Raw genomic sequence first — 12,457 nt, 5'->3', positions numbered from 1 at the left:
CAGAACGACTTATCGCGGCTCCAAAAGCTGCTTGATTGTAAACACGTTGACAAGACAATACAATTCAATCAATATACGAAAAATCATATCAATATCCTACTATATTATGCACCTGTTAATAGTGATTTGGCGTTAAGCCGGCGGCGCCGACTCCGCCCTCGGGTCGCCTTCCGAGCCCTTTTTTCGTCAAAATCCCATGAAACGAACGATTAATCTCGCGAAAACCGGCCAAAATCCCAAAAAAGAGCCCCAAAATCCCATGAAGTGAACGATTAACCCTAAAAGTGAACGATTCGAGCGAACGATTAGCGAACGATTCGGGGCAAAATGAGGCCTACCGAAAGCTCCGAGCGAACGATTACTCTCAATGCTGGCGGGCATTTGCGGCGAATCGTTCACATCTTTTCGAGCGGAGCGAACGATTCCGGAAAAAGGGGGCTGAGGCGGGGTGAACGATTAGCGAACGATTCGCTCTCCGGCGGTGGGAACAGTATCGACATCTGTGTCGAACTAAGCGGCGCACTTCCTCATCTCCCTGGAGAGCCTCTTGCTTGCATCTCGCTGTCCAGGTTCGTATCTTGTCTTCAAGATGACCGGCGGCAGCAAACATACCCGCGCTCCGCACTTGGCTTCAGGTCTTCTTGCCCTACTTGGAGCCGCCGCCTTCGCCCAAACCGAATTCGAGGGCGAGGTGTCGGGCGTGTGGACGGTCGACGGCAGCCCCTACATCCAGACCGGCGCAGCAAACGTCCAGCAAGGTCAGAGCCTCACCATCCGCCCCGGCGTAGAAGTCATCCTCCACCGCCAGCAGCCCTTCCTCATCGACGGACGCCTGACCGCCATCGGCACCGAAGAGGACACCATCCGCTTCCACCAGCCCGACTCGGTCGTCGCGGGATCGCTCATCCTGAACACCGGCGAAGACACCGTCCGCTTTGAATTCTGCCGCTTCGATTCCCTCATTGTTGCCATCGGTATGCGTGACGACACCTTCCTGGAAGTGCAGAACTGCTACTTTTTTGAGAATAGCTACGCTGTTGAAAGCCGCCCCATCTGGGTGTCGGTAACTAATTCCACGTTTGTTTCCCGAGATCCGGATGGCAAAGTATTTTTGGGGTGGAATCGGGGCTTGGGTTCCTACGACCGGGCGAGCGTCCTCTTCAGCGACAATCGCCTTATTGGCCGCATCGAAGCGAGGTTTCAGTGCCGGGAAGGTCTGGCGGAGCGCAACACTGGCGAAGCCTTGCAAGTAGGGAACAATCTTCGGCGGCCTACTCTACTATTCAGGGAGTGCCGGCGAGTGTTCGTTCGAGAGAACATCGATATCGGTATCACAACCGACAACCTGAACCGCGCATTGCAGGAAGCCGTCGTCGAACGCAACCGCTCCGACCGTCCCATCACCTATCTCAATGCGGGGAATGCGCGGGTCGTCTGCCGGGATAATGTAGCGGGCAGCATCACCTTCAACAACGCCCGCAACGCCGATGCAACCGGCAACATCGTCGCCGGCTTCGGCTGCACTGGCAACTCACGTTTGACAGCGACACGCAATCTTGGCTTGTTCGGATTGAGCGGCGCCAACAACATTGTTACGCTTGTGAACAACACTATCGTCAATGTGGATCGGGGACGAGCAAACTCAGTGATAACTTGGAGTGGAATGGACTCTGCTGGCAATCGTCTGACGCTAAGAAACAACATAGTTGGCAGCCTCTACGGGCAGGATCGTGCAGTTGACAGCAGAATAGCGATTTCCGGTGGAGGTTATAATTACTTTGGGAATGTGGGCGAAGTCTATGGCGCAAGGGAGAACCTGCTTCCTAACGACCAGGTAGGCAATCCTCGCCAGCGCGGCGGCTTTCCCTTCGACTACCGTCTTCGCGCCGACTCGCCCTGCATCGACGCCGGCGACCCCAACTCGCCCCACGACCCCGACGGCACACGCGCCGACATCGGCTGCTTCCCGTTCGACCAGGAGAACGGCGAACCGCCGGCGCTCGACCGGAGATGGGATTACTACATCGGCTGGAACGAGACCTTTCGCTACGTCGCCCGCGCCGTCGATGAAGGCGAGGAGTTGCTGATCGAGTTCGAAGGTCTTCCCGAATGGCTGGAAGTCGAGCAGAGGCGGGACTTGGTGCGGGATTCGCTGGTGGTGTCGGGGGTGGTGCCGGAGGGTCAGGAGGACTTCGTCTTTCGGGTGATCGCTCGTGACGACCGGGAGCACGAGGACACCTTGTCGGTGCGGGTGATGGTCTATCCCTATCGGGTCTTGACCGGGGTGGTGCGGGGGACGCTCGACATCGAGCAATCGCCTTTTATTGTCGCAGATACGGCATGGGTGCCGGCGGGGGACTCGCTGGTGTTGCCGCCGGGGACAAGGCTCTATTTCGACAATCGGAATGACGGTCTGGCGGGAAGGGCGAAGTCGATGCTGATGTTGATGGGGAGCATCAAAGCGGTGGGGACAGCGAGAGATAGCATATTTATTGCTACAGTAGATTCAACAGGCACTCAACGTGTTCTTGGATTCGCCGCAAATCCGCAGAACTTCAGCGAATACGCATTCTGCAACTTCAGTAATATTAGCAGTGATTACACGAATTATAACTGCAATATTATGCTCAGAAATTCTACGCTTTCAAACAGTTGGCTTTCTGCGCATGGGTCTACAATGCGAACGGTCGTAAGTAACAATATGGGCGGTGGAGTTTACATCTTGGGCAAAGGTAGTGTTCTAGGCAACGCCAAAGTTTCTATGAATTTCACTTTGCCAGACAGCATCCATATACACAATAACGATTCAATCAGTGCCTTTGTTTGGTTTGGGCAACCTGGGATTCGGGATGAAGCTCAGATTCTTGTTAACAACAATAGTTTCAAAGGCGGATTTAGGACTCGAGCCTATCATGATGTAGGAAACGACACCGTTATTGTCAGAAACAATGTATTTTCAGAAAGCAGCATTGGTGTCAGTTTGATAGGTTCCAATTATATGAATATAACAAATAACATTTTTTGCACCAATAGAGAGCGTGCTTTAGAGTTGTATCCATTCGACCGGCTCACTTTTATTTACAATAATATGGTGAAAGATGCCAATATTGCAATTTACACTTGGTATGGGAATAATTTTGATGAGCGCTTCCGTGCCAACTTAAGGATCGAAAATAACGTGTTTGCAGATGTGGATACTTTGCTTTATTCCTACCGGAATCGGACCGGCGGTATCCGCTTTAACTCGTTTTTTGATTTTACTGTTATTTCGAACGACACCTCCTTCGACCCTCGCATCACCCAAACCAACGCCAATGGCGACTCGGTAGATTCGCATTTTAACCTCTACCTCGACCCGCGCATCGCCAGTCCTGACTCGCTCGACTTCCGGCTCTACGCCGACTCACCTCTGATCGACGCCGGCAATCCCGATTCGACTTTCAACGATGTGGACGGCACAGTCAACGACATCGGGCTCTTCGGAGGTCCGTTCGGCACGTCCTACGAATATCTTGAACCGAACGAGGTGATTTCGTTTGCTGGACCGCCGCGGGAGTTTCGGGTCGGGCAGGCTTACCCCAACCCATTCAACCTCGCCTCCAACATTTCGGTGGAAGTTCCGTATTACGGAGAAACAACCTTCAGCCTCCACGATGTGACCGGGCGGAGGATTGGCCGCCATACCATCCACCTTACTGCCGGAGTCCACCGGCGCACCTTGTCCGATTTCCTTAATCGGGACATAGGGCAGTTCCAATCGGGGCTCTATGTCCTGACTGTCGAGTTCGAGAAGCAGCGCCAAACGCGCAAACTGGTTCTAATCAAGTGAAACCACCGAACAACCATCCACTCAAAAGGAGAACGACAATGGAACGTCTCAACACCAACCTCATCATCGCGCTCTGCGTGATTATACTTTCCCTGGTCGCAGTCAACGACTCCTGGGGACAGGCTGTGACAGAAGAAGACATCTACCGTGCTCTTGCCAATCCTGCCAACAATGGGATTTACACAGTTCCCAACAACACCGAATTCGCAGGCAACATCCAATTCCCACCCGAATTTGATGATGGCTGGCAAGATCCTCCTGATCGACTCGACGACATCGTCTACACCATCTCTTTCGCCGCAGGAATCACAGCGACTTTCCAGGGCTCGTTGACCATCACAGTGAACGAGTCTGACGACGCCATCGGCCGGATTCAGGCTTTGGGTGAGCGGGGGAATATGGTGACGCTGGATGCCGCTGGGCAGAATTGGGGAGGGATAACGATAAGGACTGATCCTCGCACTGACCTTGAAGGTCAATGGCGGAACCGCATGCTGAGCGGGAACTACATAGGCTTTGTTCATGCGCTGGGCGTCCAAGGGACCTCCATTATATGCGGGCTCGAGGGTGACAATGCGCAGGTCTTCGTCGAAGGGTGTTTATTGGAGTCTGTCAACGCGCTTGGCTTTGCGGCGTTTTGGGGAGGGGTGTATTGGTTTCAAGGCAATGTGATTGTAGATGGCAATGGCGGGATATGGTGCCAGAATTCACCTAGCGAAGACGATCCGGGTTATCTTAATGAAGTTCTACGCAATAACCGGATCGTTGGTGCTTTCGAACCCGCAATATGGGTTGAAGAGGGTGCAAACGGCTGGTCAGGCACTATCGCCAACAACATCATCGAGGCGACGGAAAACGCGCGAGGAGTTTCTGGAGTCTTGAATTGGTTCTCGCCCGATGCGATTATCCGCAACAATCTCATAGTAGGCTATTCTACCGAGGGAGGCGCCGGCATTGCTCTAAACGGCGGTGATCAGGAACCATGGTGGTGCGACATTCGGAATAATACAGTTGTCGATTGTTGGTCGGGGATGCGAGGTCTTGGTGATGCCGAGGGAGAGGTTCATTATTCAACATTCAACGACATTGGTCAGGGCGGTTCCTTTGCGGGCGGCGCCGACGAAGGTGATGGCTGCCTTGTTGGGAGCGATCTGAAATTTGTCGACTTTGAAGGAGGAGACTATCATCTGATATGGAATCCTAAGGGGCAACAAGACACTGGAATCTCCAAGGCCATCGACACGGGCGATCCAGAAATTCTCGACCCCGAAGGCTCGCGCAGCGACATCGGGGCGTTCGGGGGGCCGTTTGCGAACCGCTTTGCCACCCATGAGGGCGACTACGACGATTACATTTGGGTTCCCGAGACCCAAACCTTCAACCCTCCCGAACCTCCAGCAGACCCTATCGAGGTGCTTCGCTTTCACGAGTTTTATCGCATAAATGGCTCGCTTGAAGTTGGCGGAGCCGACTGGGACTTGCAGATCGCACCCGGATCTGTATTTGAGTTCATCAATGGCGATTTTTTTGTTGCCAACGTTGGTAACAACATCCTGGGCAACAATGAAGGGATACTGATCGGTGATCTGGAAGGCGATCCGGAACAGATCTCCTTCGTTTGTGCTAGGTTCATTTAAGGATCTCAAAACTTCCGAATCGAGCGCTTGGCGATATTCCTAATGAGTAGAGGTATATGCCAGTCGGTAACTCTATTCCGGAAAATGCGACAGTATGGATACCGGGATTGAAGTCTCCTAAACTCCTGTAAATTAGTCTGCGGCCTGAAGCATCATAAATTGACAAGCTAACTTTCTCGGAACGAATGACTGAAAACTGGATGAATGTTAATGAGTTAAATGGATTGGGATAACATCTGCTCCAGAGTTCAAACGGAACCGAAGGTAGGGAATCATCCAATACACCATTCGATAAATAGCGACCTTCAATGGGGAGACGGCGCAATTCCTCTTCGCCATCGATGTTGATGGTCAACTCAAGTGTATCTCGATAAATACCGAATGTATCTGGAATAAAATAGAATGCCAGAAAGGCCGTTTCCAGATAATCAAGATTGGTTTGAAGCAACGCCGGCGCGAATGCTATTGCATTAATAAAAGTCCCTCTGATGCCTATATCTACTTCAGTTGGAGAAAGATTGGCAAGCATCAAACCACCTCGAATTGAATCGCCATCGCTGCCCGTAATCTGATAATATCCCTGATTGAAAGCGGAGTAACAGATATCCTCGGTAATTTGAACTGGATTATGCACAAATGGTTCAACAAAGAAAGCCGTATCAGGTGCAGGGTTAACAACACGGGGGTCATGGATCGGATCAGCGTCTTCACCCCAATAGTTCCACATCGCGTTATAGCGGTGTCGAATTGGCACACGCCTAATTCCGACAAGATACTGAAGATTATTACCCCATCCTTCACCCCCACCAAAATTAATTGTTGGAGGGCCATTGCCTTGAGCACCTTCCCAGCCAACAAGGAAAATGCCGTCGTCCATAAAATTATTTTGGGCAATGACACCTACTTCCTCCCACGAAGGCCAAAGCATTAGGGCGCTAGTATTGGCTGGCCGGCCACTAACAACAAGATTACGTGTGAAGGAAAATTGTTCTGCAACTAAATAAAGCGAATATCCTGAGTACTCAATTGATTCTATGTAGTTATCAATAAATGTATTATCAAATATCTGCACATTCGTGCCGCCGCTAACGAATAGCGCGACTCCTAAACCCGCTGTAACTCCTAAACCAAAGCTATCAGTGAACCGGTTGTCTCTAAACTGGTTGTTGCATATTAGGAGTCGATTTGCAGCACCTACCGCAAGTCCAGCCGCATAGTTAGGCCCATCGTATCCGCCTCTAAGCCGGTTTCCGGAGATTTCGCTGCCTATAACTCTTACATCGCTACAAAGATCTATAATCCCCCCACTTCCCGTCCAAATAGCCACATCATCTATTCTATTGTCCAAAATAGCACAAGAGGACATTTCGAAATCATTCACGCTCTTTACAAAAATACCCGCACCTCCCCGCAATGCGCTGTTCCAATGCTTTGCTTCATTACGCACAAACTGACATTCTGCAAAAAGAATCCTACTTGAATGCCCGCAATAAATTCCACCTCCGGCATTATTGACGCAATTTTCAATCCTAACGCGACGCAGAGTAATGGCATTCGAGTAAGCCACCTTTACGCCGCCGCCCAATAGCACGTTCATATCCCTCCCTATCTCAGCATTGGGATCGCCGCCGCGGGTAATAGTGAATGCCTCTAGATGAACGTTAATCAGACTGTCCAGAATAACAGCCTGCCTGACTCCATTTCCTTCGCCCTCAGCATCAAGGATCGTCTCTCCAATGCCTGCGCCGATTATCCGGCAGTGCGACTCCAAACGAATCGGAAATTGCTCGCCAGTTTCGCTTCTCGAATAAGTGCCGCTACCGAGCCTAATTGTCAGTGGGTCTTCGGCCGATCCATCCAACTCTCGTAGCGCTTGAGCAATGGTCAACCAAGGTCTTTGTTCGCTCCCATCACCATCACGATCAGATCCATCAGTCGTGATAAAAACTTCCGTTGCTTGAGCCAATCGGATCATCAGGCAAAATGCAACCAGCAACTTCAAGGTCAGCCCTGTGGCCCTAAATCAACGCGCTCCATCGATGCGCGCGAACGCGCCGATGGGGCATGGGATGTCTCATGGGGATAAGTCCGATCGTCGGTCGGGGTTTGGATTCGCCCTGACCGATGCGACTTCGGACTGAAACTATGTCTGGGTTCGGACTGCAAACCGGGATTCTCTCGTTATCGATCCTGGTGCTTGGTGGTCGCTGCATCACAGGGCGGCGCGCCGATCAAATCGGTTGAGTGAGCAGGTCGGACAAATACTGCTTGTTTGTGCAGTATTGTGGTGGACGCTAGCTCATCCTCACGATCTCATCCTTTCATCTTTGTTGCAAAGATACGAATGGACATTCGCCCTGTCAAAGTCTGGAGCCATCTTTTTGACGCGCTGAGCAAAAAAGTTGGGTCCGGAGGCTCGACCTGACATCCGGTATATTGCCTTCAAACACATTACAGTAGGCGTTTCATGCCATTCATCAGCTGTAATTTGACGACTCCAATCCTTCAGCGATACGAACGACCTTGGGTAAATCCACGCACTCAGCCCAATGCCTGCAAAACGCCTGTACCGCCTTTGCTATAAGGCAGAGTCAACGTCCGTTCAGCGTTTCGGAACGCGGCTCACAATGTAACCACCAAAGTAACACCATTGCGGCCAACCTGCAAGCCTCGCCACTCACCAATCCTTTAACTTCCTCAACCGCATCTTGATGAAGGCGACGAACTCCCGCTCAAAATAGAGCCGCGACCGGCCGTCTATACTGGCTGTGAGCGGGAAGTCAGACTCTTCCTCCGACCATATGTTGTGCCTGAAGGAGAAGAACGTGTCGGGAGGATGCTTCAAGCGGGAGCGAGTGGTTATGAAGAGGGTTCGCCTCTATGCCGACCCCCGTGTGCAACCAGCCTGTTAACCAATTCGGCGGCGGTGAGGTGAGAGTCGGAGAGTTTTAGGTGCGAGTAGGGTAAAAACGAGGGTTGCACTCGGCAACCACACGAGACGGTTGCGAAACGGAGAGTTTTAGTTGGGAGCGGCGAACCTCGCAAATCCTTGCCCCGCAAGCAGAAATAAGTAAGCCCTGAAGACCGAAGTCCTCAGGGCTTACTGTTAACCAACTCGCAGTCCAGATTGGTATTTGAAAAACGCGGCTCCCCGGGACGGACTTGAACCGCCAACCTAGTGGTTAACAGCCACCCGCTCTGCCGATTGAGCTACCGGGGAATCATCTTACCAATGTGTGCCAATGCACGTGGCAACACAAGTCGGCAAACCTTAATTATAAGCCATGTAGAAGCCATTCGCAAGTCTCTTGACTCAAGTGGAGAGACACCCCGCGATTTTCCCACCCAATACTTGCCTGACGGCTGTCTGACAGATTGGCAGACTGTCTCCCCAATATGCCGTCTCGCCTTCCCAGCCCGCCGCCATTGCAATAGCCATGCCTCGGTTGCCTACATAATGTGCCGCGAGTAGGCACTTCCATCCTCATGGTCCCTGTAATCCAATCTTAGTTCAAACAACCCGCTTCTGCACTCGTATAACTACCATTTGCATAAGCTCTCTCCAACCCAATCCATAGGTCTATCTCATGCATAGATTCCGTTTCGTCCTCGTAGTGGCACTCATCATGCTGATTTCGTCTGCTTCCCAGGCCGACCTCGGCGTCGCGCTTGGCATCAAGGGCGGCTCGCTCGGAGCCGGCGTCGAACTCTCAAAGCGCATCTACGGCAAATGGACCGTCCGCGGCGCACTCAACCAGTTCACCTACAAACTGGACGGCGACATCGAAGACAAAGACATGGCTTACGAAGCCGACCTCAACCTCTCTTCATGGTCAGTAATCCTTGACTGGCATCCTTGGAACGGCGTCTTCCGACTCTGCGGAGGCATCGTCAACAACGGCAACAACTTCGTAGGCGTCATCAAGTCAACCAAAACCTACACGGTCGGCGGTCGCAGCCTCACTCCCGAAGATCAGGGAGAGCTGGAAGCGACTATCGACTGGGAACCGATGGCACCCTACATCGGTTTCGGTTGGGGCAATGCGACCGAACCGGGCAAGTTCTTCGGATTAAACCTCGACATCGGCGCAATGTTCCAGAATGCCCCCTCGGTCACGATGAAAGGAACCAAGATGATGCAGGCTATGGAAGCCGAGGCGCCCAAGATCGAGGATAGTCTTTCCGGCGCCAAAACCTGGCTCGTCGCATCCCTTGGTTTCTCGTTCCACTTTTAGGCGTCAACCCTACGTCAACGTCCTTTAATCTCGAAAGAACATAATGAACAAATACTTCCCATTGTTCGCAGCCGGGTTGATAGCCCTAGTCGGCTGCACCATCACCGACCCTACCGCCGACCTCGAGGTCCGCGTTACGATGCCCTCCACCGGCGCCGTCATCGGCGGACAGATCAAGGACTCGTTCGGCCGAATGATCACTTCTCAGGTCACCATCAACGTCGGCGGTCCAGATTCGCTCTCGGTTGTCGATTTGCTCAACAACCGCACCACCCGCTTGACCACCCAGTCGGGCTTCGTTGTCATGGCGATCAACGATACCCTACCGGTATCGAATGCCTTGCCCAAACGTCTGTTGATCTACGCCGAGGCAGACGGCTACCTGCCTGCCGCCGCTTATCTCGAGGTTGCTAACCAGCAATCCTCCTTTGAAATCCGGATGGTCTCAACCGACGTCAACAACCTTCCGCCCGGAGTGCAGGGCGTTCAGGTGGGCGGAACGACGAGCAACAATGGCATACTGACATCTCCGCTGAATGTTACACCTCCGCCCGCGGTAGGAAGCGGCGCAGCGACAACCCTCACCATCGGCGCCGGATCGCGGTTTGTCACCGCGAGCGGGCAACCGCTGCGAGGTGACATCGACGTGACCTTCATTCACGGCAATTTGGCAAGCGACAACACCGGCAGCGCACAGGCTTTGATTCCGGGAGGCCCGCTCAATATTCGAACTGAATCCGGCGAGCCTATACTCCCCATCACCAGCAGTCTACTCTATGCTGTGGATGAGAACGGCAGAACCGGGACGCTGGAGAACGGATCGATCGACTTCTCCACCCAAATTCCTGGTGGAACGCTCAATCCCCGAACCGGAACTAACTTTGTCGCGGGCGATACTATCGCGCTCTACAACTCTAACGAGGAAGGCGCCGCGACGGGAGGCACGGAAGGCATCCTTGAAGGTCCCGACGGCAGCGGCAACTTCACGGTTCGATTCACCGGACTCTCCCCGGTGCCTTCGCGCAAATCGGGCCAGTTCGTCATCAGCGGCGCGGATGGAGCCTTTGAGAATTGGCTCTTTCTTAATCTTATAATAGCATTGCTCGGCTTGCAAGACAACTTTCTTGCAGTGCTTGTGATCTGGCCGGCGATGGATGAGCGCGAGGTGTTCCTGCAATTCGCTCCTGATAGATGGTACAATTTCAGCTGGAGGGGTATATGGGGCAAGCCTTTGCACTATAACCTCGGAAGCCCAAACAACTATTCCGACACTACGGATGCATTGATGTATCGTTTAGCAGGGGCACAATTCGCAGAGGAGGTATCTTTTCCTGTTTGCCTTCGGGGTCAGGACGAGGATGATTATGCTTTCCCATTGCCCGGGGAAACAGCGAACGTTCACGGCAGATTCAACGAATTCCGCAACATCCTGACCATCAGCGATTCCTGGCCATTCCCTGAAGTGAAAACGATCACCGTTCATGTCTATGGCAAGATGCCGGAAGGCCGGAAGCCATCTGATATCCAGCCCTCGGGCCTCTATGCCCAGATCGCCGACGCCGCCGACACCTCTCGCTGGCGTTCCATCGGCGCGGTGCAGCAGGGGCGGATTGCAGTGAGCGGGCTTGAGGTTGGGAAGTCCTACTACTTCAAGGGCACCTATACATTCCGTGGCCAGACCCGCACCGCCAACACCCCCTGGACGCGTAGGATCGAGGCAAACACCGATACCTTGCAGTATTGGTATCAGTTGAACCGCGACGAAGCCAACGACTACGAGCGGGGTGGGTGAGACTAAGACAAGGTCAGAGGGCTGATTCAAGCAGGCTTCGGGAACCGCATCCCGAAGCCTGCGCTCTTTTAGTCACCTCCAATACCCGGAACTGGACTTTCGCAACGATGTACGACAACACGGCCCTATCCCTCTAATGGTCGGCATTGCTACTCGTATTGCCTTGCAAACAGCCTCTGACAGCGCAAGCCTTGGCAGAGGTGGGATAAGGATGGCAGTCTATTTAGGCAGGAACTATGACTATTGGAGTCCTTGGAACCGGGATGGTCGGCATCGCGATCGCCACCAAACTGGTCGAACGTGGCCATAAGGTCGTCCTCGGAGCGCGGTCAACCTCGAACCCAAAGGCCGTAGAGTGGGCATCGTCCGTCGGCCCCAAAGGCATCGCCGGGTCGTTCAGGGATGCGGCATCCCTCGGCGAGGTCATCTTCAACTGTATTCACGGTGCCGGAGTCCTCGATTCGCTGCACTTGGTCAGTGCGGAAGCACTCGGCGCCAAGTTGCTCATCGACGTATCCAACCCTTTGGACTTCTCACAGGGGATGCCGCCATCGCTACTGCATAAGGGCGATCACTCGCTGGCCGAGGCAATTCAGGAGGCCTTTCCATATGTCAAGGTCGTTAAGGCACTCAACACTATCACCGCAGGTGTGATGGTCGAACCAGGCCATATCCCCGGCGACCACGACCTCTTTATATGCGGCAACGACTCAGATGCCAAGGCTCAAGTATCGAATCATCTCCAAAACTGGTTCGGCTGGAAGTCGATCATCGACCTTGGCAGCCTCATTGCAGCCCGCGGTATGGAAGCCTACGTTCTCTTTTGGGTCCAGGTAATGCTTGCCAAGGGGAATCCAAATTTCAACATCAAGGTGGTGAGTTAGGTGCTGCAGCAAAGACATTTTAAGTTCAAAGAACGATGATAAGCCTCGATCCCGCTCGTTTGGTTGACAAGAACCGCGTC

6 protein-coding genes and 1 tRNA gene are annotated in these 12,457 nt (G+C 53.0%); 5 read left to right on the top strand and 2 right to left on the bottom strand.

Annotated features, from left to right (window positions below):
- Positions 1 to 547 precede the first annotated feature (547 nt).
- Both FJY67_08760 and FJY67_08755 read left to right on the top strand, forming a co-directional pair.
- Positions 548 to 3,829: a T9SS type A sorting domain-containing protein gene (locus FJY67_08760; protein MBM3329543.1), complete on the top strand. Its 3,282-nt coding sequence runs from the start codon at positions 548 to 550 to the stop codon at positions 3,827 to 3,829.
- On the top strand, positions 3,826 to 5,466 hold the full coding sequence (locus FJY67_08755; protein ID MBM3329542.1) for a right-handed parallel beta-helix repeat-containing protein: 1,641 nt from the start codon (positions 3,826 to 3,828) through the stop codon (positions 5,464 to 5,466). The genes FJY67_08760 and FJY67_08755 overlap by 4 nt, the downstream gene beginning before the upstream one ends.
- Here the strand turns inward: FJY67_08755 and FJY67_08750 are convergent.
- Both FJY67_08750 and FJY67_08745 read right to left on the bottom strand, forming a co-directional pair.
- Positions 5,459 to 7,462 (bottom strand): DUF1565 domain-containing protein, encoded by a 2,004-nt coding sequence (locus FJY67_08750; GenBank protein ID MBM3329541.1) that lies wholly within the window; start codon positions 7,460 to 7,462, stop codon positions 5,459 to 5,461. The genes FJY67_08755 and FJY67_08750 overlap by 8 nt on opposite strands.
- 1,148 nt (positions 7,463 to 8,610) lie before the next feature.
- Positions 8,611 to 8,686, bottom strand: a tRNA-Asn gene (locus tag FJY67_08745).
- Positions 8,687 to 9,053: 367 nt separating this feature from the next.
- Here FJY67_08745 and FJY67_08740 point away from each other — a divergent pair.
- The 3 genes from FJY67_08740 (at position 9,054) to FJY67_08730 (ending at position 12,377) form a co-directional block, all read left to right on the top strand.
- On the top strand, positions 9,054 to 9,701 hold the full coding sequence (locus tag FJY67_08740) for a hypothetical protein (protein MBM3329540.1): 648 nt from the start codon (positions 9,054 to 9,056) through the stop codon (positions 9,699 to 9,701).
- A gap of 43 nt (positions 9,702 to 9,744) precedes the next feature.
- Positions 9,745 to 11,493, top strand: coding sequence for a hypothetical protein (locus FJY67_08735; protein MBM3329539.1), 1,749 nt, complete (start codon positions 9,745 to 9,747; stop codon positions 11,491 to 11,493).
- 236 nt (positions 11,494 to 11,729) lie between these two features.
- Complete coding sequence (locus tag FJY67_08730) at positions 11,730 to 12,377, top strand: NADP oxidoreductase (GenBank protein MBM3329538.1); 648 nt, start codon at positions 11,730 to 11,732, stop codon at positions 12,375 to 12,377.
- Positions 12,378 to 12,457 lie beyond the last annotated feature (80 nt).

The sequence above is a fragment of the Calditrichota bacterium genome (assembly GCA_016867835.1).
In the GTDB taxonomy this organism is placed as follows: Bacteria; Electryoneota; AABM5-125-24; order Hatepunaeales; family Hatepunaeaceae; genus VGIQ01.
This window is presented reverse-complemented; position numbering and strand designations above follow the sequence as displayed.